Raw genomic sequence first — 24,797 nt, 5'->3', positions numbered from 1 at the left:
TTGATTGGTACCGAAGTCACGGATGCGGTCAGGGACGGCGTCCCTGCATGGCCACGCGCATCGGAAAAGAGAGCGAGGCTGGCGGCCGTTCATCGATGTTCTCGAGCTCGCGCACCAGCTCCAGCACGGCAGCGTCGGTCTTCTCGTTGCCGCTGCTTCGTACCAGCTCGGCTCGCACCGGCTTGCCGTCGGCATCGAGCCAGAGATCGATGCGCAATTCGCTGAACACTAAATGGCGTGTGCGCGGATCGCGCAGCAGTGCCTGCTGTAGCATCGCCGACACATAACGCGCATATGAGCCGGAGCCCAACCCGCCGGTGCCCGCCATTCCGCCGCCGCGGCCAGACTGAACTCCGAAGGCATCGGTGCCCGCCTGCGCCTCGCCGGCGATGGTGACCGGATCGCTGAAACTCTCCACCGGCGTCGGTGGCGCTTCATCGAGCGGCTGATCGAGCGGCGTCGGCTCGGGCTCGACCACTTCGGGCTCGATCTCCGGTTCGGGCTCGGGCAGTTTCTCCGGCTCCGGCGGTGGCGGCGGAGGCGGCGGCAGCATCAACATCGGAGTCGCCGCTACCTCACGTTTGGTCGCGGCCGTGTCCGAAAGCAGATACCAGATGAAGGCGCTCACCGCTGCGAGCAGGGCGACACCTGTGGCGACACCGCCCCAGTGACGCCATGCAGGCGCGGCGAGCTGCGATGGAGGAGTCGAACTGGACTTCACGCGCCAGGCCCTCAGCTCGGCTTGCCAGTGACAAGGCCGATCTGGAACAGCTCGATCCGACGCAGCAGATCGAGCACGGACACGACCTTGGCGTACTGGACGGCGGCGTCACCGCGCACGATCACTGGGAAATCCGGCGTGATCGCTTTTTCCGCGCGCAATCGCTCTTCCAGCTCGGTCAGCGTGACCGGATAGGCATCGAGAAACACCTGGCCGGTGTTGTCGATGGTGATCGCCTTGGTCTTCGGCTTCTCGAGCGCCACGGTCGAGCTGGCCTTGGGCAGATCCACCTTGATGCCCGGGATGCTGGCGTTGCTGGTGAGAATGAAGATCACCAGCACCACCAGCAGCACGTCGACGAACGGCGTGATGTTGATGCGGCCACCACGCTTGCTCATGGTGCCTTTCGCTGCGCTTGCCATGGATGTTTCCTTTTCAGGCGCGCTGTTGCTGCGGCACTGGACGAAGCTGCCGGCCTTCGCCCTGCTCTTCGGCCAGACGCGTGGCGAACTCGTCGACGAACACCGTCATGTCGGCGCCGATGGCTTCGGCGCGCGAGATCAGCCAGTTGTAACCAAACAGCGCGGGAATCGCGACGCCAAGGCCCGCCGCCGTACACAGCAGCGCCGCGGCCATGCCAGGCGCAACCGAGTTGATATCGACGGCACCGGCCATGGCGGCAACCACGAACACCAGCATGATGCCGATGACGGTGCCGAACAGACCGACGTAAGGCGCGCCCTCGATGGTGGTCGACAGCCAGTTCATGCGCTTGGAGAGCTGTTCGTTCTCGCGCACCATCACGCCGTCCATGGCTGCGCGAATGGCGCTGATGGTGGCATTGGAAACCGCGTTCAGGTCGTAGCCACGCTCGTGACGACGGCGCATTTCTTCGACGGCCACCGAATACAGACGCCACAACGAAGCATCGGACTTCACGCTCACCGGCACTTTGTTGCTGTTTGCGAGGTGATCCAGCGGCGCGCCAGCCGTCTCGCGAAAATACGACATGAACGTCGCGTTCGCGCGGGAGATCGCTCCAAAGCTACGACTTTTGCCGATCATGATCGCCCACGACACGATCATCATGAGCCCGAGCACCGCCACGACGATCCATGCATCCAGCGGCATGGCGGCGAGGATGAAGCCGAAGTGACTCTTGCCCGCCTGCTGCTCGTCCGGCTGGAACTGAGTCAGACGCGAATCGGCGCCTTGTGAAATCGCATCGGCGAGGATCAACGCGTCAGGCCGCGCGACCTTCGACAACCGCACTTCGTCGATGGCGCCGGTGAATGGCTGCAAACCATTGGCTGCGGCCGCCCCTTCGGGCACGTCGCCGCCGATGGCAGCCGGCGTACTCAGCGCCGGCAGCTGCACCGCCAGCGACACGGTCGGTCGACCGTTTACGAACAGTGCGATGCTCTGGCCGTCCGACTTGACCGCCAGATGCGACCACAGCCCGGCCTGCACAGGCTGGCCGGGATCGGTGCGCTGACCGTTGACTTGCACGAACGGCACGCCTCGATGAATGCCGAGGATGAGCTCGCCAGCGCCGTCACGACGCGCGAACACGACTTGCTGCGGGCCGAGCTCATCCGGGCGCACCCACGCCGACAGAGTCATTTGAGCGCCAGCGGCGAGCGCGAGTGAGGGCGAAGCCGGCAGCATCAACGGCGTGCCAGTGAGCTGTGCCCCTGTGCCGATGATCGTGCCTTGCACCGGCACCACCTGTGACTGACCATGGTTGCCGTAAGCGGTCGTATCGCGCGGCGCGCCGGTCTCGCCGAAGTGATAGACGAGCGTGTAATCAGGATCGAACGTCAGCTGGCCATTGCCGGAGGCCGGCGCGACCTTGTTGCCGTAGTACATCCAGATCTGTTGAGGCGCGGACACCGTGAGGTTCGGCACATCCACCCAGATGAGCGCGAGGCCGAGCAGCGGATCGAATTGCTCGATCTGATGATTCAGCACGGTCTTGTCGTCGCCGCCGATGAAACGCAGGTCGGAGCCGGTCTCGTTGACGCCTTCGAAGGAGAAGTTGCCGGTATGCAGCCGGATGAGCACCGGTGTGCGCCCGGCATCGGCGCCGAGCGCCGCGCCCTGCGGTCCGGCGTCGACGACGATGGGCTTGCGATAGGCCCAGTCCGGTTGCCACCAGGCATGTGCCAGGGTTGGCGCAACGCTCAGCACAGTGAGCGCGATCAACGAGAGAATGCGTCGCATGACAGGAGGATCTCCGGAAAGCAGCAAAACAATGCGAAAGGAAATTGGTGGCGCGGCTTCAGTAGCTGGCGTTGAGGCTGAAATTGACTTTCGGCTCGTCGCGTTCGGTGCGCAGGGATGTTTCTATCGGATAGCCGACGTCCAGCCGCGCGGTGATGTACTGAGCGATACGGAACGTCGTCCCCAGGCCGGCGGAGAACAGCGTGAACTCGCTATCCTGCTCGGGCAGACCGTCGGTGATGCGCAGGTGTCCGGCATCGGTGAACACGTAAGCGCGCCAGCTATCGACCCACGGCGTGAACCAGTTCAGCGGCATGGTGCGGAACTCGAGCGAGCCGACCACGCCATAGTCGCCGGTTGCTTCCGCAGACAAATAGCCACGCACCGAATTCATGCCGCCCGCTGCGATTTGTTCGCTGGACACCAGCGGAGAGTCGGTGATCTGGCCGGCCAGGCGCAGCCCCAGCTGCAATTCGTTGCCGAATGTGTAAGTGGCATTCACGTCCGACTTCAGCACCAGGAAGCTCGGCGACGCCTTATAACGTTTGTAATCGAACTGGGCCGAGTTGCTGTTGTAGCCGAAAAAGCTGCGCGTGCCGATCACGGCGGAGGATCCGAGAGCCAGTTGCAAGCGCTCGGTTTGTGTGAAGCCCGAGTAAGCCACTGTGATGGGCGCGTACCTGAGCGGTACGAAATCCCCGGCGTTATCGAACGTGAGTGCTTCGTCGTTATCCTTGAAGTCCACGCCGGCGCTCCAGCTGTGCCACCACGCGCCCGTCATCGGCGCCGTGTACGTGGCCTTCAAGCCCACCGAATGGCCCTTGCCAAGCACCGTCGTGCCGCCGACCGTCGCGACGTCGCTGTCGGAGATGTATCCCGAGGTCTCCAGGCTCCAGTTCGCGCCGATCGGCGCGATGTACGATGCCGACCACACGTTTGTTTCATCGGGGTCCTGCGGCGCCACGAAGAAGCTCACGGAAGCGCTGTGAGCGCGTTGCCAGAGGTTGTCGTAACCGAGGGACGCGAGTGCACGGAGATCTTCCGTATCGGGGCTGCTGTCGTTGTTCAAGCCCATGCTGGTGCGCCACGGCTTGCTGTCCTCGACTTTCAGATCCACATCCATGGTGCCCGGCAGGCTGCCCTGCTTCACCAGCGGCATGACCTGGCGAGCTCCGCTGCGGTTGAGCGCCGTCAACTCGGCTTGTGCCTGGTTGAAATCGGGAACCTCGCCTTGCTTGAGCGCCGGCACCTGATCGCGCACCGCCAGGGGCGAGCTGTATTTCGCACCGACCACTCGCACGCGACCGACCTTGGTTTCGCTGACGAGCAGGTACACGACGCCACCGGTCATCGGCTGCTGGGGCACATCGACGTAGACCGATTGATAGCCCTTCGCCTGATAGGCGGCGAGCAAGGCGTCGCGCGCGGCTTCGAGATCTTGCAGCGTACGCTGCGGGCCCAGGAACGGCGTCACCGCCTTCTCGATCGAGCGAGCATCGAGCACGGTGTTGCCTTTGACGACATATTCCGCAACGTCGAAGCGTCGCGCATCGGTTTGGGCGGCCGCTTCAGCTTGCTGAGCTTGCGCTGCGGCGACTGAGTTCAGCGCCAGCAGAGCGACACTCACCGCCGCGATCAAAGTCGGCGGCGTCCCCTTTTCTTGACAATCGTGCATCGAACGAAGCTCGGTCTGCGAAACGAATACGACATGCCGCCCCGCGCACTTGCCCGGTTGGACACTACGCAAGAAAAATCCGCGGCTGGCGTACCTGCCGGCCAGGCGTCATGTAAGGAATGCCTCATAGACACGCGCAGCGCGGCACGACTGCCGTTTGTCACGAAAACTTCATATTTTGACTGCTGCACGCGCTGACATATGCTCGTCAGCCAACTCCGCAGGAAGGAACATCCATGCACATCCGGCCGCTGCTCGCATTGCTACTCGGGGTGTCGACACCGCCTGCGGTACTGAGCGCCGAGGCGCCCACGACGCCCGCAAAACAGATCTGCGTGGATGTAGCGGTCAACGGTCAACGCGCGCCCTCCTTCTCCTGCCTGACCGAGAAACTCACACCGAGCGCGGATGCAAGGAACACAAGGGCCACGACAGTGGCATCGGAAGCCATCGTGAATCGCGCTTCCAATCAACTGGGCTTGTTCAATCGCGCGGCCACTTCGCATCGGATGGGGAATACGTTCGGCACGTCCGCCCGACCGCAGCGTCCGCCAACGCCCACGCCGGCTTCGCCGCTGCTTCCCGTTAAATAGGGACGCCGATCGAGGCTCGCTGCGCTGACCGATTTCAGCCGGCCGTCGCGAAGGGCCGTCCATGGCCCTGCTCGTGAGCTGACGATCGGTGCGGGCGGTGGGTCATCCCGCGAAGATCCCTCCCAACAGATTCATTGCCGCCGCCAGTTGCGCAGCTCCGTGGTAGTCAGCTTCGATTTCTGCGACTCCGTCAGCTCGCCATCGCCCAACACCTGGATGGCGCTGCCCGGGTCGTAGGAAGGCTGCGCACCCGATCGGCCGGGTTGCTGTTTCAGTAGAGCACGCTCCTCGCCGAAACCCAGAACACGCACCGAGAACACCGAAGGCAAAGCCTGACGCGCGGCAGCTCGCTCACGTTGGACCACCTCTTGTGCCGCGGTTGCAGCCTGTGCCGCCGTCACGCTGGCGTTGCTCAACGCGGCGACATTCACAGTATTCGCCGGCACGCCAAAGGACAGGCCTTCGACTTCGATATTGTCCACGCCACGTACTTCCTGTGCCGCGATGATCAAGTTACCTGCGACGCGAATGCCCGCGTCGCCAGCATCGACCACGCCGTGCGGCGCCATCAACCAAACATCGCCGGGCTCCTGATCGGGCTCCGTGATCAACGTCGCGAGGCCCGAACCAGAAGCGGCACCGGTCAGCTCCAGCGAGAACCCTCCCGTGGCGGGATCGAACACCAGCCGAGGCGGCGGCGCGAGCAGCGCCGTCTTCGCGCCTTTACCGGCGTTGATGTCCCCTTCGGAAGACCACACGATCAGATCGCCGCCGCCGATCGCGAACACGCGGCTTTGATTCACGATCACGTGGTCGTGAGCCATGATGTTGATGTCGCCGCCGCGTAGGGAGACGATGCCAAGCAAGTTGGCGTTCTTGAGCGCGGTGGTTGTCACGCCGCCGCTGGTACTCGTTCTGCTCTGGCTGATTTCCGGCCCTACCACCGCCACGCCGCCATCGATGCCGCCGCCCGGCGCGAGAATGTTTATATCGCCGTCGTACCACGATTTGATCTGGCTGTAGCGCAGCGACAGCTCGCCGGCGTAGCCAGGGGTGGGATCGTCCTCGTCCAGCGTCGGGAACAGAGTCTCGACGGCGTCATAGCCGGCATTGTAGTTGCCTGTGCCGCTGCGAACGGCCTCGGTGCCGACGCGCGCCAGCTCCTTGAAATGAATCTCACGCACGAACGCGTTGCGCTCGCCTTCGGGCAGCTCGTTGAAGAGCGCCCACGCCCCATTGGCATCGAGGGCGTCGTTGCCGGAGCGCTCGCGCATGAACTCGAGCAGCTCCGCCGCATAATTATGTCGACCGCTGCGCGCAGCAGGATCGATATACGCAGCGGCGAAACCGGCGTAGTCCGGCGCGCCCGCGCCCGTGCCCACAGTAAGCGAAATATCGGCGCTCACATCCTCCGGCAGGAACGGGTTGAGTTGATCGCCGACGCTCTGAATGCCGGCGCTCTTGGCCAGATCGAAATTGCGTCCGGCGCTCATCTCCAACCGGCCAGGACCGCCGATCCAGACGCCGTTGCCGTCGCCCCAGCCATCGATCTCGACGATGCCCTGCTCGCGGAAATCGCGCCCGGCCACGATGTTCGTCGTCTGCCCCTCCTCGAAATGCTGGCCGATGAACGACAGATCGATGATGTCGCGGCCGGCCCGGATCTCGGCTCGCTTGGGCATGACAATGGTCGGACCGTTGGCGCGCTCGGAGGTGAACGGCACGCCGATGATGTCGCCTTCGCGAGCGTAAATGCGGACCGGGTTCGCATCCTCCCTGCGATATAAGCTCTCCGCGTGGCCGCTCGATCGATCGTAGGCTGGATAGAAATCCGGCTGCGGTTGAGCGATCGCTGTTGCGAGCACCGTCAGATCCCGGGTCGGGGTGAGCAGCACGGAAGGATCGGCGTCCGACATCACCACATTGCGCAGCGCGTTGTCGTAGTGCCTGATCAACTCGAAGCGAATATCGCCGGCCGCCAGCAGAGTGAGATCGCCGTCGCGCGCCGGCGCCATCAGCATGCCGCTGGCGATGCCGGCACCCGCGTCGCTGCCGACCTTCAGATCGCCGGTGAAGGACACAGCCTCGACGGTGCCAGGGTAGAGCGTGTACTTGAAGCCTTCCTGGAAACTCGGTCCGTTGGGAATGGTCGCGGTTCTGCCGGACGCGGCCAGTCCGGGATTTGAAGACAGCCACACGTCGCCGGCAATGGACGCAATGGAGATGGCGCTGCGATCCGTATAGGTTGATAGATAAGTGTAGCTGCCGATGCCGTTGCTGCCCGTGAGTGCGTAGGTCAGCGTGGGGTTGAACACGCCGGCGATCGCAGCGTCGCCGCGAGTCACCACATCGAAGCTCGCATCGCCAAGCGCGAGTCGCGAATCGTACTGGTTGAAAGGGACCGGAACCCCAGCCCAACTCCACAGGCGGCTCTGCACCGCGCCGATATTCCTGCCGACGTCCAACAGTCCCGCGCCCTGAGCGACATAGACCTGGCTGCCGAGCACGTCTCTGCCGGTCGTTACACTTACGTCACCACCGCCCAATGTTTGCAGCGCCGCCGACCGCGGACCGGCGCCGACGTAAACACCACTGTTCGCCGCGGCGACATTCATCTGTAACAGATCGCGGCCGGCGTTCACCGTGATATTGCCGCCGCCCAGGGTGGAAGCGCCTTCCCTGTGATTCGCGTACGCGATACCCCAAGCGGGCTGTTCGGAGAACAATCCTGTCTGCCGATCGGTTTCACCCCGCGTCAACACCCAGTCGCTGAACTCCTGCGGCTTGCCTGTCGAGACGGAGTCCCCCGTGTCACGAGCGGCGCCGACGATGTCACGTTGCGCCGTCAAGGAAATATCGCCGCCGCCGAGGGCGAGCGTGAACGAGCCTCCGCCGTACGCGACTCTTCCGTCCGGCAGCGTGGAGAACGCGCCTCCGCCCGGCTGCACGTTGCCGGGGCGGCCTGCGGTGTACAGGCTTGAATAACGCAAGCCCGCGGCTGTCATCGATGAGCGCAGCTCGATGTCACGGCCTGCCGCCACGTCGATCTCACCCGTGCCCGTGCGCACGACCCGGTTCGATGTGCCCGGAGCGAGAATCACATTGCCCTTGCCTTCGGCGAGTTGGAACTCGGGCCGCACCGCCAGCACGTCGGCACCCGCGAAATCGGCGCCGCCGACCAGGCGATAGGACCAGGAACGGTCTGACAGCAGCGTGCTGCCCGTGACACCACCGGCGAAGCCGTCGGACAGCGAACCATCGAGAACGATGTCACCCGCCGCACGCAATGTGAGAATACCTGGCACGCGATCCGCTCCGAATCGATCGTCGGCCAGATTCCAATCGGCCGGCAGGCGCACATCGCCGCTTGGCGCGGCGAGCGTGGCCGTCGGCATGGGAATCTGGACGAAGTGTGTGCTGCCGAGCGCCTGGAAACTGCCTGACTGAACGACCGCGGAAATATTCGGCGTCTGCCAGGATTGAGGCTCCAGCGTGAGAGTGCCCGCCGTGGACAACTCGACGGTGAAGCCGCTGACGAGCCAGGCACTGCCGCCGGCCGGGATCACGTCGAACACGTTGCCGTCCCAATCGTAGATCGTCGCATCCGCGCTGCTGTGGAAGACAAACTCCGCGGTCACCTCATCGATCAATGTGACGCGCGCGCCCGCCGTACCCGAGATCGAGCTTTGCTCGTTGAAGAGCGTCATCTCGGTGAAGTTCGCCGGGCTCACCGGTGCGAAGCCCGCCCCCGCCACTCTGATCGCCAGGTTGGGTTGTTGTGTCGTGACGGTGCCGGCGCTGGCGAGCCTGATCGTGTTGCCGGCGGCTACGGTCACGATGTCGCCCGCGTTGAAACTCGCAACGACGCTGCCGTCCGCTGCGTACACCGCACCGGGCGCGCTGACGCGAACCGAGCCGCCATTCGGCAGAGATACCGAAGCGTCCGGTGTGACCGACACGCCATCGCTGTCCGGCGTGACCAAAGTCAGCTGCGCGGCGCCACCGGCAGCGGCGCCGAAAGCAACGCCGTTGACGATGAAGTTGCCGCTGTTCGGCAAGACTATCGGCAGCGCTGCGGGATCGACATCGCTGACCGCACGCAACGTTAGATCGCTGGCGTAATGACTCTTCACGGTCGTGCCCGCAGGCAGCGCCAGCAAAGAAGCATTGCGCATGGCGAATGAGCCCGCGGGCAACTGCGCGATAAGTGGCACGCCGCCGCTCGCGGTGATCGCGGCAGCCTGCTCGAGAATGATCAAGCTGCCGGGCTGCAATGCCGTGGGGTTGTCGCTGTAGAGAGGGCGCGTCGTGCCGTCCGGCTCGATGATGGTGCCGCCCCACTGCAGCGAGCTCAGCGTGGTGCCGCCGGTCGTGCCTTCCGGAAAACTGATGGGCACGCCCGCGGGCACGGTGAGATAGCTCTCCGTCACCAGGGAGACGCGTGCACCATCGGCCGGTATCACGAGCTCCAGAGTGATGTTTTCGGATCCGACCAGGCGGCCGTCGCTCAATCCAGCCGGCAAAGTGATCGTGGTATTCGCGGGCAGTCCGATGGTGCCGTTCGCGCCCAACTGCGCGGTCAAGTTACCGGCGGCATCGGTATTCGCATTGATGATCTCCGCGCCTGGCGCGACCAACAACACTGAAGACAGCCCAGGATTGTTCGCGAGCAGCCCCGCTTTGATGGCGGCCGTGTGCGACGCGAATGCTTCCGCGTCGGTGCGCACCTGAGTCTGCACGGTCGATGTGATGAGACCGTTGCTGTCGGTCAGGTCGTAGACTTTATAGCCTTCCGCGATGATGCTGGCCGCGCCGAGAATGGTGCCGTTGATCGGCGCGATGCCCAGGCCAGTGCCGCCGTTCGTCTGCGGCGCACGCAGATGCAACGTACCGGCTTGGCCGCCGCCGAGATCGAACACGGACGCGCCACTGCTGGCGAACCTTGCAGCCGCGGGCAGCAACACCGGGATCGCCCCGGAAGTACCGGACGCGAAGTCCAGTCGCCCATCCTGTCCCAATGTGAGCACCGTGCCGGCCGCGAGCCGGCCGAGCTCGGTGCGATTTGCGACGTACTGCCGGCCGCTGCTCAGGCTCAATGCAAACTCGCCGTTGCCTGACGGCGCGAAGACTCCATCTCTGGAAAATTCAAGCCGCGTACCGGCTCCGAGCCCGGCGACCGTGGCATCGGTGACTTCCCATGCGCCGCTCAGTCCCAGCGACAGCGCGGTATCGGTGGACCTGACCACGATCGGACTTTGGATCGAAGTCGCCGAGCGCATGAACATCCGGGTTTGGGCCGCGATGGTCTCGAACTGCGTCGACGCGAAGTCCATCACCTCGTAATTCGTGCCGCTGCCGCTGCGACTGTAGTTCCGGTTGTCCAGCATCACCTGAAATGGAGTGCTGTTCTCGCTCATGACCAGATTCGCCCGGCTCAGGTTCGTCACTTGCACGCTGCCGCCGGCCGGCACGACAAACGGCTGATTCTGAGCGACGGCCGTGGCGCTGCCATCCGGCGCGTAGACAGTGACCGCCTGATTGGCAACCAAAGTCGCGCCGGCGGGAGAACCGCTGGGGAAAGCAACCCGGGGAGCGCCGACGACAGCGTTGCCCGCCGGCAGCCGGATGGTACCGTTGCCCTCCAAAGTGATCGTGGTGTCGGCCGCGCCTACCGGTTGATAGATTTCGTACCTGGTGGGTGCGGCGCCCGTGCCGGTGTCCTCGATGGTGACCCGCGAGCCCGCCGCCACACCTTGAGAGAACGTGATTCCGTTCTCCCACCACGAGGTGCTCGCCGACTTGACGCTGCTGCCGGCACCACGCGTGAGCGTGACCACCGAGCTCGACGTACCGCTGTCGACTGTGACCGCGTCATCGCCCACTGTGAATGAAGCATCCGGCGCACCGGATGCGACCGTGACACTGCTGCCGGAAGTCAACTCGAGCGTGCTCGTGCCGGCGGTGAGCGTCACCTGGCTGCCTTCACTCACAGTGGTGATGCTGACGCTCTCGGCCGTGGTCGTGATGATGTCATCGCCCGGCGTTCCATTCGGGAGAATGACGGGCGTGCCGCCCGCGAGCGTGATCGTGCTGCCTGGTGCATTCAGAGTCACTGGCACAGAAGTGACTGTCGTCGCGCCATTCGTCGTGAAGGCGCCGGTGGTCGGCAGCACGACGGCAACTTTGCCGCCGCCGCTTGCGACGCTTACGGTGCCCGCGGCGCTGAGCTTCAGTATCGCGCCCTTGGGCAGCGACACCGGTGTGTTCGGAGCCAGCTCCGCGGTTGTGCCATCGGCATAAACGATCGTCGCGGCGACACTGGAAACAATCGTCGTGTCGGCGGGCGTGCCATCCGGAAACCCGAGTGCATTGGCTGCAGGCAACGCGACGCTGCTGCCGATGGCGTCGAGCGAAACGATCTTGGCAGCCGCGGCAGCGTTCGCCACGCCGAGATCGATCAGCGAGCCTGCCTGGATATCCACGATCGCGCCGTAGTTGGTGACATCCTGGCCGTCGACGATGCGATGCGCGCCCGCGCTCAGGAACACCGAGCCGCCTTTGCCGGAGCCATCGAAGTTCTGGCCGACGACGCTGAGCTTCGAGCCTGCCACGAGCGTGATGTCATCGGCGGCCGTGAGTTTGATGCTGCCGCCGGTCGGGCCCGACGCATCGATGGTGCCGGTGACTGTGATGCTGCCCTCGTCGGTGGAAAGACTGAAATTGCGTGTCCTGGTCACGCCGTCGATGAGCGCATCGCCCGATCGCAGGCGTACGCTGCGAGACACGGCGAAGCCGCCATCGTTGAGCACAGCCTGCATCGCACCGAAGCCCGGCAGCGCGCCGGCATCGAGCAGGAGGCTGCCGCCGCGTGCTTCACCCTCGATCGTGAAGCTGCCTTCCGGCACGGTGACGGTCAGTTTGCCGCCGCCCTTCGGATCGGACAGATTCAACAACGCGCCACTGTGAACGTGCACGTCGCCGGTCTGCGAGATCAGCGTAATGTTGCCCGCCGGCAGGGTTCGCTTCTGATCGAAGAACTGCTCGTCGCGACCGCTCACGTCGAGCGTGGCGTTCGGGCCGACGTTCAGCGCTTGCTTCGCATCGACCGTCAGCACGCCGGACGGCATCAGGATCCTGGTGTCGACGTCGATTGTGGCACCGTCGATCTCCAGCACGCCGCCCGTGCCCACCTCGATGTCACTTTCCGCCGGAGGCGCATGATCGCCTCGAGCAAGCCGCAGCGTGCCGGTCGCGGCGATCGATTGATTTGCCGCGTCGGTCGTGGTGATGAGCGGACTCGCAACGACCAGATCGGTGACGGCCTCAGCGCCTGCGACCAGAGATCCGGCGCCGCCGAATTCAATACTTCCGGCGGCAAGAGTCGCGCTGTCGAAGCCGAGCAACCGGCTGTCGCCTTGCGCGATCCGTATGCGCTTGGCGTCGAGAACCAGCGCGCCCTGAGTCGTGCCTGGCTCGGATCCCTCACCGAGCGAGCCGCTGGTGTTACGCAGGGTGAGCGTGCCGGCGCCGACGGCGATATCACCCTCCTGACGTTGCACGAGCGCGCCGCCATCGAGCACCAGCTCCTTCACTTGTGACAGACCAGTGGCCGGATCACGCAGGTCGAACGAGCCATTGCCGTAGAAATCGATCGTGCCGTAGCTGCGCAGTACCAGGCGCTCCGCCGAACTCAGCGCCGCAAGTGTATTCGGCGTGGCGATGAAACCCGGTGTGCCGGTCGGTGCAGCGCCGAAGCTCACGACGCTGGAGGCGATCTCCAACGAGCGGGCCCGCACCCGCGCCGCTTCGTCGATCGTCGAAGTCGTTGTGGCGTCGAACAGAATGCTTTCCGTGGCCGTCAGCGTGGCGCCACCTTGCACATCGATCTCGCCTGTGATTTGCGAGCCTGGACCTGCGATGTCATGACGCTGCACGAGCAGCTCTTTCGCATTGCTCACCACGAGCAGCGACCCCATGCCCGTTCCCGCCGGCGATCTCGCCTGCGCGTTGCCGATGGACAACGCGGTGCTGGCACCGACATAGTTGCCCTCGGCGCGGATCACTGCGCCGCTCGCAACGGTAATGGCGCCCGTGCCGGAAACACCCCCGTTGCTATCGATATCGCTAGCGGTTGCCAGCAGAATTTCCGGCCCGACCAGCGCGGCAGCTTCGTCGTTGGCGATCAGGACGCGATTCGAAACAGGCATCAACGTCTGCCCGTCCACGCCGGTGACGCGAGTGCCACCGAGCAGCAAGCTTTGTGCGCCGATGTCCGTGAGCGCACTTGCTTCGATCGTGAGCGAATATCCGTCAACAGGTCCGGCTCCGTCCGCGACCACGGCGATCGAGTTCGACGCGATGTCCGCCAGGCCGCCGCGCCCGCCCTTGCCTGCGGCGAGATTGAACCGACCTTCGAGATTGAGCGCGCTCGCCGCGTTCAACACCAGCTGGCCCGCGTCGGCCATCAGCGGCGGCACGACGCGGTTTGCGTCACTCGCATGCTCGGCGAAAAATTCATTGCCGACCACTTCGGTGAACTCGGAGTACTCGCGCACCACGTCCCCGGGCATGACCAGCCAGGTCGAGTTGCGCGCATCGCGCGAACCGTGGAGCGACGAGCCGCGCCAGCCGGAGACCACATAACTTCCATCATTACGTGTGCCTAACAGTCCGAGCCCCTGATCGGAGGCTCCGGCGAGCGACACGCGGAACGCGCCCGGCAGTAACGCGTACTGAGCTGGCAGCAGCGTATAGAGACCGTCCGAGAGGCCCGGCACGCCAGAGAGATAGACGCTCTCGCCCGGAGGAATCTCCTTGCCGCCCACCATCGGCGCCGTACCCGGCTGCGCGCCCGGCAGGACCGCGTAGACGCCAGCGCCTTGCAGTATGTTTCGCGAGCCGCCCGTGCCGGGTGTGAACTCGTACGCAGTGATGTCACCGCCGCCGGACAGGTCCACCACCGCGCCGGATTGAATGTCGATCGATTCGCCGGCCACGCTCACCCGCTTATCGGGCGGAATCTGGATGAGCGAGCGAGCGAGTGTATTCCGAGTCGAGTTCAGCGGATCCGGCACGGAGCCGAAATCGACATACCAATCGCCATTGATCACTGTGCCATAAGGCAGATTGCGATCATGAGCTGAAACATCGATCAAGCTACCCGCCGCAAGCGTCACGGTGCCGGTGTCGCCCGCGTCCAGCCTGATCTGGCCGGCCGGCGCGCGCAGCACGCCCGCATGGACGATATTCGCAGCTCGCAGCGTGAGGTTTCCACCCGCCGACCACGGCAGTGGCGCCGTAACATCGCCAGGCAGGATGGACAGCGTCGCGTCATCGCCGGAAGTCTCGACGGTGAAATTCGAGCCGATGCCCGGATAGAGTTGCCGCGCACCGAACGTGAGGTCACCGGCTGCAGATAGCGTGCCCGTGGGCAGATAATTCCATTGGTCGATGCCGGCAGCATTGCGAATGGGATTGCCGAAGGAATCGAACAGCTGCTGATACAGAAGGCCGCCATCGAAGCGCAGATCGCCGTCGCTCAGGAAACTCGCACTATCGATATTGGCCAGCACGGCGCGGCCGCCGAAGCTCAACAGCTCATCGGCATGGATGACAAGGTCTCCCACTCCGGCGCTCGCCGTAGTGGCAGGCACATAACGCAAAAGCGAGCTATCGCTAACGCCGATGGCGACGTGCGCAGCCGATAGTTCAACGCGCGCCGACCCGGCGCCCTCGGCCGCATCGACACGCAGCGTGCCGGCCTGCAGATTGAGAGATCCCGACAGCGCCAATTCAACATCGCCGTCGAAGGCGATGACGTCATGCGCAGCCAGCTGCAGCGACTGCGCGCCCGACTGCGTCACGCCGTCAGCGCTGACGTATACAGAGCGCTGCGGCTGCCCTGGGTCGGCTTCGAGTTGAGTGATGCGCCCTTCCGCATCGAGTGTCACCATCTGCGGTCGACGCGCTTGGTGATCCTGACCCAGCACGAGCGTGCGCTGGTTGACGGAATCGTTGTTCTCTCGGAAGTTCTGGTTGGAGGGATCTGCGCCGATCAACACGGCGATAGCGCCGCCCGACGCGGCTTCATGCGCCGCGTGAGCCGCAATGTTGCCATCCAGGTAACCACCGTCACGCATGGTCAGCACGACGCGGCCGCCATCGCTCCAGACCGTTTCATTACGAACCTGGGGCGCGATGCTGCGTTCGAGCGGAATGTCCGAACGGTCCTGAATGACGTAATCCGGAACATCCACCTGTGCCACGGCGCCCGAGACATCGATCACCGATCCGGCTTCGGTGACCACGTGGCCCATGGCCGAGGCGTCAAGTTTCACCGTGCCGCCGGCCAACACCTGGCCGGTCCGCTGTCCGTGAATGTTCGGAGTGGGCAAGAATGCGCCACGAGCCAGCAGTTCCGCTTCTTCGGTGAGCCAGATGGCGCGCGGCTCCGCAGGTGTGTCGAGCAGAGGCGGCACATTGATTCCCGCTGTGATGCTGCCGCCGGGCGCGATCACGGTGCCGGCGATCACAACCTGATCCGGCGCAGCGGTCGAGAACGAGCCGCCGATACCGACGTCGATGAGACTATTCTGTCCGAGCAGCACCGACCCGCTGATGCTCTCCACAGTGAAGCTGCTGCCGCTCGGCGTCCACGTGGTCCGGCCCGCGCGCAATGTCAGATTCGAGAACGGCCGTATGCCATCAGCGAGAATCGTTTCCTCGCCCAGTTCGCTGAGCGCGACGCCACTGCCCGGGCGGCGCGGATCGAGAATGAGACGGTTACGCTGCGCTAGCCGCAACTGTGTATTCGCTTCCACCGTGAGGCTGTCGATGCCGTCGATGCTGTAGTGATTGAACCCGCCAGCATTGAAGAAGTTCGTATCGAAATGTCGGCCTTGGCCGGTGCCGTCGACACCCTCGCCGCCAATGACATCACCGGCGCCAATCAAAACGAGACTGCCACCCCGCCCTGCTTCGAACTGGGTCGCTAGAGCGTAGCCGCGCAGCTCGACACCTTCTGAGAGGTCCACCTCATGCGCACCGATCGTGATCGCGCCGGCGTCACCGAATTGCACTTCCGTGCCCGAGCGATCGACGCGACCGCCCGCGGATACGTCGATCACAGCGCCGTCGGCCAGCGTGATCGAACCGGCGGGATACTCATCGCCACTCGCGACTTGCGTAGTGGCGATGCCGGCGGGTGTCACACCCTGGGTCAGCAAACTGACCGTGCCGCCGTCGAGCACGCCCGGCAGTGCGCCGTCTACGAACGCGTTGCGCCATTCGCCAGATGTATCGAGCACCGCGCCGCTGCCGATTGCAATTGATGGAGTGGCTTCGAGATGGTCGCGCGTCTTGTCGGCATGTAGTGTGATCGTGCCGCCGGCCGCACGCACGGTGCCGCCGACAGTGATATCACTGGCGCCGAGTTGCAAAGCGCCGCCAGCGCCGAGATCGAGATCGACGCTCTCGTCGAGAACGATCTGGCTGTTGCTGTAGATTTCGAGCTGGCCGACGCCGCCGTCTTCGATCGCTTGCGCCGACAGCACCGTAACGTGCTCCTCGCCGAGGCGATCACCGAAGGCGGGAGCGAGTACGCTCGCCCTGTGCTGCTGGATCAACACGTCACCGTCCAACATGTGATCGAATGTTCGGGCGCTCAGCGGTATCGGGTCAGCGGGATTCGCGCCAACGATCAGCGTACCGCCCGTAGGTATCTCACCTTCACGCTGCTGGCGTTCGCCCGCTTCGGCGATGGCGAAAATGTCTCCATGCACGGCAACGCGATTGCCAACCAGACGGACCGCACCGGCCGCCTGGCCTTCCGTGTAGCCTTCCTCGTAACGATACGTTTTGGGAATGAACCGGTTCGCGTACTGCTCCTGCGCTCCCCAGCGCACGTGATTCGCGGCAAAGACACCGGCGATGCCCTGATACAGCTGGCCGTACTCGGCCTGTCCGACCGGAACAAAACGTCCGCCGGAGTCGATGACATACGAGACTGGCGTCATGCCTCCGGCGTATTCGAGCGCGCCTCCGCTGACGTTCAACTGCGAACCTTCGCGCACGATCACATCGCCGCGCGACTCGATCGTTATGTCGCCACCGCGACTGGTCAGCTCGCCGATGCCGCGCTGGATCAGCCCGACGTATCCGGCGGCGTTGAACAGTGGCGAGCCCTGCCATGCTCCAGGCCGGTCCTCGAGCCACTCGATCGACCGCATCAACGGATCTTCGAACGCGCCGTGATCGCGAATGTCGATCCAGACTTTCTTGCCGTACAGCTCGTCATAAATGAGCGGATTGTCGGCCAGCTCCGCGCCACGCAGCTCCACCTGCACGAAATTTCGCAACACTGACAGCGCCACGTCGCGAGTGCCCGAAACATCGAGGATGGCGCCCTGATCGACATAGACCTGGCTGGCGTCGAAGAACGGCGCAGTCGAGCTCGCATCGAATGCCGAGAGCACCAGATCGCCCGCCGGCGCTTGCAACATCGCGCCGGCGCCGACATGCAGCGTCATTCCTTGCAGCTCGATGCGCGAGGGTGCGAGCAGTGCCTCGCTCGCCACCGTCTGTGTGTTCGCGAGCTCCGGCAGCACCTGAACGATGGCACCGGGCTCGATGGCAACAGTGCCGGTGCGCGACGGCGCCCAGCCGATGAATACGCTGGCTTCGCTCAATTTCTTGCTCGCCAGATCGCCGGCCTGCAAGATGACGGAGCCATTGGCGGTCACTGTCGTCGTAGCGGTGAGCACACCTGCGAGCCGCTGCCCGTTCGCGTCGAGCGCACCCAAAGTCACATCGCGCCCTGCCAAGGTGACATTGCCGCGCGGTGTATCGATAACGCCGCCGTTGCGAGCGTGGCCTCCGTTACCACCGATCTGGATGCGCAGGCCGCGCATGGCAGGGTCGTTGCTCGCCGCCAGATAAACGGCTGACTGCGACGCGCCCAACAACACTTGGCCATCTTTCGCGCGCAATGTGCCTTCGTTACTCACATCGCCGCCGAGCAGCAAAATGCGGCCGTTCTTCGCGGCCTCGAGCTGCGCACCGGCCTGCACTTCGATGGCGCCGGCAACGAAGCCATTGTCGACCTGGAAGGTGGGCTCGTTCTGATTCCAGGCAGTGGTGATGAAATTCGTCTCGAACTGGTCGTCGCTGATATTCAGCGCGCTCGCCGTGAGGCTGGCGGTATCGATCTGGCTGCTGCCGGTGAAGATGACGCCATTCCGGTTGATGATGTAAACCGAGCCATCGGCCTTGATCTGCCCGGCGACCTGACTCGGCCGCGCCTGCGGATCGTTGACGCGGTTGAGCGCCGTCCAGCTCGCCTGCTGTTCGAAATCGACCGTGGTGTTACGGCCGACATTGAAGGTCTCCCAATTCAGGATCGCCTTGTCGCCCGTCTGCTCGATCGTGACGTGGGTCCGGCCATCGACGATCGTTTGCACCGGCGCCTCGGCATTGAGCCAGCCCGCGGTCAAGGCGTTGGTATCTACTTTCAGTCCACCGTCCGTCAGTCCATCGGGAATGTCGGATGGCGCGTTCAGCGCCGCCTGCCGGGCAGCGGCTTGCGCTGCCTGCTGTGCGGCAATGACGCGTGCGGCGAAGTTCAGATTGTTGATCGAGCGCTGTGCCTGTTCGCTGGCGCGTTGCTGTTGCCGAGCTCCGGTCAGTGACGACGCTGCCTGCCCATTCGGGGCTCGACCAGTCGTAGCGGCAGTGCTTTGTGCCGCTCCTTTGGCACTGAACCAGGCAGGACTGAATGCCTGCTGCGCGTGAGCCATGCCACTCGCGCTGCCTGCGACGCTGGCCAGAGCGAGTGCGATGGCGCGCGCCAACGGTGTCGGTCGGCCGGCGCGACTCAGTTCATTGGGCGATGTCGAGTGGCGAGAATGCCGTAGCGAAAACGGAGCTTCATTCTTGAGGGTAGAGCTGGCGGGCATCACGAGTCCTTCGGCGGTATTGGCTCACAGGCAGGCCGGCAGCCGATGCTCCCGTCCTCATTGCACTGTCGTGTTTACCCCGACGAAAACTGCCACCCGGCTCGGCGAATTTTTTGTGACAGTCGCCCCCGCCTCGCGGATCAACTGAGCAGGACCACGTCCCCCGGTAATCTTCTCACGGTGGCGCCAAACGCCTCTTCGATTCGATCGATTGCCTGGTCGAGACGCGCGATGTGGAATTGTCCGCTCACCTTGCGTGTATCGAGGCGCTCGCCGAGCAGGACCACTCGCCCCGGCCGGTAGCGATTGATCTCCGCGACGACGTCTGGCAACGGAGTGTCCCGGAACGTCACCATTCCGGCTCGCCACGCCGATGTCACAGAAGTGTCGATCTTGCTCATCGCCGCGATCTCATGATCGCGGTACTGCACTTGCTGCCGAGCCAGCAGGACCAGCGCGCCCGCGGGGTGCTGAATCTCGACGCTGTCGCGAAGGCACGTAACGCAGACACGATCATTGAGGAACCGCACCTCGATTCCGCCCGAGCTCAATAGCATTCGTCCCTTGCCGGCGACAATTTGCAGCGGACGTGTGCCGCTGTCGATCGCCGCTTCGCCGGCGAGCAACTCGACTTCATCGCCGGCGTTCCCGCCTGGGCGCACGTTCATGCTGGATTGAGTGTTCAGGTGAACCTGTATGCGGCCGGCCAATTCGATACGCAGCTGTTCGCCGGTCGCCGTGCGATAGTCGGCATTGAGCTCGATGAGCGAGGGCCAGAGTCCGAACGGCGGAACTGCCGCGGCCGCGACCGCTGCCGCGCCCGCCGTCGCCAGCGCGCCACCAAGAAACATTCGGCGCGTCGGCAGATCGATGCGTTCAGGCTGCGGATGACTGGCCCTAAACACCCGCCCGACCTGCCCGATTTCGTCCCAGGAACAGCGCGCACGATCGAACGCCTGCGCATGCAAGGCGCTCAGTGCGCACCAGTCGCGCAGGGCCTGCAGGTCGCTCGGGGTCGCCTCTCCGGATTTGATCCGCAGGACCCATGCTTGCGCCTGCCGCTCGAGCGCGGCCGTGCCGTTCGAATCAGCGAATGGCATCGTTGATGAAATTTTCCCGAATCGTGCTTACCAGACGGATTGAGGCCGCGGAAACCGACATGTTTTCTGTCACGGCCTGTCCTTCGTCAGGCGTTCGAAACAAAACGCGTAGGCCTTTTCCAGCTCTCTATCCACCGTGCGCAGCGAGATCCCGTATAGCGCCGCGAGCTGCTCTCGCGTGGCTCCATCCAGTCGTACCGCCAGCAGAATCTCGCGACGACGAGGCGGCAGCGCCTCCATATCACGTAACAGATCCTGCAGATCCTGCCTGTCTTCGGCGATCTTGGCCGGGCCCGGCGCCGGATCGGTGATGCCCAGCACCTCGTCGATCTCGGCGGTGGTCAAGCGGCGTTCCACGGTGCGCTCTCGATCGATGGCTAGGTGAAATGCCATGCGATGCAAGTATGCGGCTGGCTGCGCGATGTGCGCATCGGCGAGCTCGGACTCTCCCTTGCTTTGCAGGCGCACGTAGGCATCGTGCAGAGCGTCGCCGGCAACCTCCGCGTTGCCCAGTCGGTAGGTCAAGCGCCGCTTGAGCTCTTCGTAGTGCGCAACCAGAAAATCCCGCAACTGCGAACGCTTGTAGCCGCGCTGATCACTCATGCTTCGAATCCATGCCGATGCACTCTCCTGCTGCATCGGACGGCGCGGGCGCCACGAGCATGGTGATAGGCTGCTGGATGCCCGCAGGTGGCGGCAACGGCAACCGCCGGCCACGCAGACCACTAATAATAAGAGCGTCGCGATCGGCCGCGCCGCTGCTGTCGAGCAGGCGGACCTGCTCGATCTCGCCCGACGAATCTATCCACAGGCTCAGCGCGACCCGGTACCCGCCGGGCGCCGTGACGGGATATCGGCAGAAAACTTCCCTGACGCGCGCCTGGAGCACGCCGAAGTATCGCACCTTGTTTTGCTCTTCATTCCAATACGGGCCGCGTGGCGCAGGATCCGCAACCTGCTGTGGCACCGGCCCTGCCGTGATGCTGAAAGTCTCGCCTGCGTCGTAGTGAACATTGAGACCGCTCGCAACAACCAGGCGGCGCAACGCGGCTTCGGGCTCCATCACGCCTTTGACTTCCGCCGAGTATCGACCGCTCGTAAGAGCGCTGTCGTAGAGACCAGAATGTGCCGTCACTTTCATGAACTGTTCGAGCGCCGCCTGCAGCGGCTGCGCCGGAATGTCGAAGGGCATCGCTGCGGCCGCTTGCGCCATGGACGATGAACTCACGACTCCAAGAGCGGTCACGCTGGTCGCCAGCCACAGTGCGGCCGCCCGGGACTGCCGACGAGCTCGGGCCGTTACCCACGCGCTGCTGCTCTTGATCCGACCCACGTGTAACTTTACAAAGATAGTGAGTTGCTGCCGTTGCTGGTGACGCCGGCGTATGTGGGCTCGGGGAACCGGATGGGGATTTTCGGAACGGATGCTAAGAGGGATATGTGACTGTCACGTGACAGCCTCCAGGCCATCTCGCCGCTCGGCTCGCAAAACGACTCCTGGGCGAGGTGAGGACGAGCGCCATCGCACCGTCCTTCAGCGATGCTTCTCTTGCAACGGAGCGAGGACCGCGCCAACTCAATGCTGACGACGGCACGCCCCGCGCAGTCGCACGAGATTCAGGTGAGTGGTCCGGCGCCCCGGCCGCCTATTCTTCCAACGTATCCACAAAACGATAGCCTGAACCGTGAACCGTCTGGACCAGGCGATCATATCCAAACGGTTGCAACACCTGCCGAAGACGCCGCACATAGACATCCACCGTGCGCTCGTTGACGGACTCGTTGCTCGTCCACACCTGATGGCGCAGCTGCTGACGAGTATGCACGCGCCCCATGTCGCTCATCAGGTATTCGAGCAACTTGAATTCGGTGGGGCCGAGCGCGCAGGTCCGGCCATCCGCCAGCACGCGATGACTCGCCGGATCCAGTGTCAGCCCGCCGACCGAGAGCGGGCCGCGCGTGTCGCCCATCCTTTTTACCCGACGCAGTATCGCCTGAATGCGCGAGACCAGCTCGGCTGACGCAATCGGTTTGAGGACGTAGTCATCCGCGCCGCTATCGAGGCCTGCAACTTTGTCCCGCTCCGTAGCGCGAGTGCTCATGATGATGACCGGGATGCCGGACGTCTTCGGGTCACGTTTGAGCTGGTGCAGATACCCCAGACCGGTCACATCGGGCAACAGCCAATCGAGCAGGATCAGGCCCGGGTTGCCGTCGCCGATACAACTGCGCGCCGCATCCGCATCATGCGCTTCGCGACAACGCCAGCCGTTCCGTCGCAACAAGAAGCTCAGCGCCTCGCGAATGCCGGCGTCGGCATCGACGATCAACAACTCCGCGGCATGTAGCGACACCAGGGAGGAATCCCTCGTTTGCTTGATGCCCTGGTCGCGCGAGGCAGCGATCGAATTGCTTTCAACATCCATGGCGCATCAAACAAGCTCAAACCGCCGTGACGAACGTAAGATCCAGCTGCAGAATCAACGGCTGACGCATGTCGGGAGGCGGCGATTCCGACAGCGGCCGTGATGTGAGCAAGGAGCGCAGATCGGCGTCGGCTTGCGCGCTGCCGAGCGAAGCAAACTCCAGGCGCTCAACTTTTCCGCTGCTTGCGATCCACACGCGCACAACCAGCGCCGCCGGCGGCGCGGATGTTCCTTCCTGGAGCATGCGCTCCTGCATGAAGGCATGCAGGCGAACGACGGATTCATCACCCGAGTCGCTCAGCCACGTCTGAAACTGGTTGCTCACCAGTTGCGCATAACTGAGCCAGTGCTCGGGCGCCTGTGACTCCGCGGCCGTGACCGAAGAAGGCATCGTGGCTGCAGTCCATCCCAAACCGAGCGATCCGAGCAGCTTCAGGACCTGACGCCAGACTGTCGCCAGCCGTGAGCGTCTGATGGGATGATGCGAGCCGTGGCTGCGTTGGTCGATACGATGCATGGACATGAGTACAACTGGAGTGGAGATGCCGATCAGCCGCAGATGACTCCGACCGCCAGCGTCGCCGCGCGCGCCGCTGGCGATTGCAATGGCCCGAGCTGCGCAGCGTCGCTTTGCTGGAATGGAATCTGATTGTCGAGCAGAAAGAGTTTGATCTCGCGCAGCGGGACAGCCCGGACGCGGGTGACGCCGTGGCGGGGGCGTGAAGAAGCCGCTTTGCTCAAGGCGACGACACCTGCGTCGCTCGACGGTCCGAATGCCGCTCGCCCGGTCACGATGCCGATCAACAACCCTCCACTGCCCAGCACGGCGCTGCCGCTCGCGCCCGGTTTCACGTCGGAAAGCAGCTGCAGGTCTCCTCTGCCTGGAATGGTCATGGCGTTGCTGACTACCCTGTGGCGATCAGGCAAACGCTGCAGACTCTCATAGCTTTCGGCGAAGACTCCGATGCCGTTGAGCGAATCCAGATCGGTGCGCGGCAGTGTCGCGTTGAGGTAGGGCTGGAGCGCCGAACGCAGCACCGCCAGATCCGATCGTTCACTCAGTGCCCGGATCCTTGCCTCGGCGATGCGGCCATCCTTGACCAGAAATAGAGATTCGCAATCGGCCACCGCATGCCGGGCCGTAAGCACGTCGCCAGCGGCATTGAGGAAGACGCCGCTCGCTTGCGTCTGCAGCTCCGCAGCGCCGACGCCGCGCCCCGCAAGCGAACTCATCGCCATGAGCGCGAATGCTGCCCACACGCGATGCGTGCCCCCGACCTGGTGTTTCCCAACCGTCATGCCGTCAATCCCATAGCCCGCGCTTGAACCGCGCGCGGCGTTTCCTGAAATAGACGGTGCTCGAGCCCCGGCACTGCCGTTTGTCACAGAACTTTAATGATTGCTGGCTGCCGTCGGCCTCGCGCTTCAGCAGATGCGACAGCCCGGCGAACATCGAACCCCGGCTGAAGCACACATCGGCCAGCTTTCACGCCGCCTCAGACCTCAGACAACGCGTGGGCAGTCTGCGACGGGACGTGCTCACGCCGGCGAGGATAGGTTGTTGAGCTTTCTCGGCGCAGTGCTGTAGCGCTTGGCGCAAAGTGGTGTCCAACGTGCGCAGCGAGATCCCGTGTCGACGAGCCACATCCTCGCGCGTGCGCTCCTCGATGCGCAGAGCAACCAGCACGGATTGGTGACGCCAGGGCAAGCACTGAAACGCCTGCGCCACGGCGCCGAGGTCGGATCGTGCCTGGGTCACCGCCTCCGGGCTGGGCGTAGGATCCACGAACAGATCGAGATCGCTGTCGACCAGCTGCGCACCTTGCAACGACCGCTCGCGACGCAAGCGATCCATCGCAGCGTTGTACGCCACGCGATAGACGTACGCGTCTGCGCTTTGAATCGCCGGTGGAGCGGTGCTATCGCCCAGACGCAACCAGGCGTCGTGCAGGCAATCGCTGGCCAGCTCCGGACACCCCAGATAGCGCGCCAGCCGGCGCGTGAGCCGGTCGTAGTTCGTAACCAAAACATCGCGCAGCGTCGGGCGGTGCTCAACACTCGTGTTCATGATGTCGTTACTGCCGTGGTCGAGGCAAAGCCGTCCCCG

Annotated in this window: 14 protein-coding genes; 1 reads left to right on the top strand and 13 read right to left on the bottom strand. The window is 64.1% G+C overall.

Annotated elements, in window-relative coordinates; genetic code table 11:
• Window positions 1-28: 28 nt before the first annotated feature.
• The 4 genes from JM946_RS31305 to JM946_RS16625 are packed head-to-tail and all read right to left on the bottom strand — an operon-like array spanning window position 29 to window position 4,619.
• Window positions 29-721: an energy transducer TonB family protein gene (locus tag JM946_RS31305; RefSeq protein WP_203168467.1), complete on the bottom strand. Its 693-nt coding sequence runs from the start codon at window positions 719-721 to the stop codon at window positions 29-31.
• A gap of 11 nt (window positions 722-732) precedes the next feature.
• The gene (locus tag JM946_RS16635) at window positions 733-1,143 is read right to left on the bottom strand and encodes an ExbD/TolR family protein (protein WP_203168466.1); all 411 of its coding nucleotides are present in this window, start codon (window positions 1,141-1,143) and stop codon (window positions 733-735) included.
• A 13-nt stretch (window positions 1,144-1,156) separates the two neighbouring features.
• A complete protein-coding gene (locus tag JM946_RS16630) occupies window positions 1,157-2,944 on the bottom strand; it encodes a DUF2341 domain-containing protein (protein ID WP_203168465.1) in 1,788 nt (595 codons plus the stop codon).
• Between the two features lie 58 nt (window positions 2,945-3,002).
• Complete coding sequence (locus JM946_RS16625; protein ID WP_203168464.1) at window positions 3,003-4,619, bottom strand: ShlB/FhaC/HecB family hemolysin secretion/activation protein; 1,617 nt, start codon at window positions 4,617-4,619, stop codon at window positions 3,003-3,005.
• 236 nt (window positions 4,620-4,855) lie between these two features.
• On the opposite strand from JM946_RS16625, the gene JM946_RS16620 reads away from it, so the two are divergent.
• Entirely contained in the window at window positions 4,856-5,212 is a 357-nt protein-coding gene (locus JM946_RS16620; RefSeq protein ID WP_203168463.1) for a hypothetical protein, read from the top strand.
• A 131-nt stretch (window positions 5,213-5,343) separates the two neighbouring features.
• On the opposite strand, the gene JM946_RS16615 is transcribed toward JM946_RS16620, so the two are convergent.
• From JM946_RS16615 to JM946_RS16580, 9 genes are all read right to left on the bottom strand, one after another.
• Window positions 5,344-19,164 carry a filamentous haemagglutinin family protein gene (locus JM946_RS16615; RefSeq protein ID WP_203168462.1) on the bottom strand — a complete coding sequence of 4,607 codons (13,821 nt, stop codon included), beginning with the start codon at window positions 19,162-19,164 and terminating at the stop codon, window positions 5,344-5,346.
• Between the two features lie 140 nt (window positions 19,165-19,304).
• Window positions 19,305-20,264: a FecR family protein gene (locus tag JM946_RS16610; protein ID WP_203168461.1), complete on the bottom strand. Its 960-nt coding sequence runs from the start codon at window positions 20,262-20,264 to the stop codon at window positions 19,305-19,307.
• A 69-nt stretch (window positions 20,265-20,333) separates the two neighbouring features.
• A complete protein-coding gene (locus JM946_RS16605) occupies window positions 20,334-20,867 on the bottom strand; it encodes an RNA polymerase sigma factor (RefSeq protein ID WP_203168460.1) in 534 nt (177 codons plus the stop codon).
• The gene (locus JM946_RS16600; protein WP_218042904.1) at window positions 20,860-21,492 is read right to left on the bottom strand and encodes a TonB C-terminal domain-containing protein; all 633 of its coding nucleotides are present in this window, start codon (window positions 21,490-21,492) and stop codon (window positions 20,860-20,862) included. Before JM946_RS16600 ends, JM946_RS16605 begins: the two co-directional genes overlap by 8 nt.
• A gap of 418 nt (window positions 21,493-21,910) precedes the next feature.
• Window positions 21,911-22,690 carry a winged helix-turn-helix domain-containing protein gene (locus JM946_RS16595; protein ID WP_203168458.1) on the bottom strand — a complete coding sequence of 260 codons (780 nt, stop codon included), beginning with the start codon at window positions 22,688-22,690 and terminating at the stop codon, window positions 21,911-21,913.
• Between the two features lie 16 nt (window positions 22,691-22,706).
• Window positions 22,707-23,213 (bottom strand): hypothetical protein, encoded by a 507-nt coding sequence (locus JM946_RS16590; RefSeq protein WP_203168457.1) that lies wholly within the window; start codon window positions 23,211-23,213, stop codon window positions 22,707-22,709.
• Between the two features lie 26 nt (window positions 23,214-23,239).
• Window positions 23,240-23,989 carry a S1 family peptidase gene (locus JM946_RS16585; RefSeq protein ID WP_203168456.1) on the bottom strand — a complete coding sequence of 250 codons (750 nt, stop codon included), beginning with the start codon at window positions 23,987-23,989 and terminating at the stop codon, window positions 23,240-23,242.
• 4 nt (window positions 23,990-23,993) lie between these two features.
• On the bottom strand, window positions 23,994-24,143 hold the full coding sequence (locus JM946_RS30025) for a hypothetical protein (protein ID WP_218042902.1): 150 nt from the start codon (window positions 24,141-24,143) through the stop codon (window positions 23,994-23,996).
• Between the two features lie 33 nt (window positions 24,144-24,176).
• Entirely contained in the window at window positions 24,177-24,758 is a 582-nt protein-coding gene (locus JM946_RS16580; protein WP_203168455.1) for an RNA polymerase sigma factor, read from the bottom strand.
• Between the last annotated feature and the right edge of the window lie 39 nt (window positions 24,759-24,797).

The organism is Steroidobacter gossypii, from assembly GCF_016801985.1.
In the GTDB taxonomy this organism is placed as follows: domain Bacteria; phylum Pseudomonadota; class Gammaproteobacteria; order Steroidobacterales; family Steroidobacteraceae; genus Steroidobacter; species Steroidobacter gossypii.
Note: the sequence above shows the minus strand (reverse complement) of the source record. Positions and strands in the feature narration are given on the sequence as shown.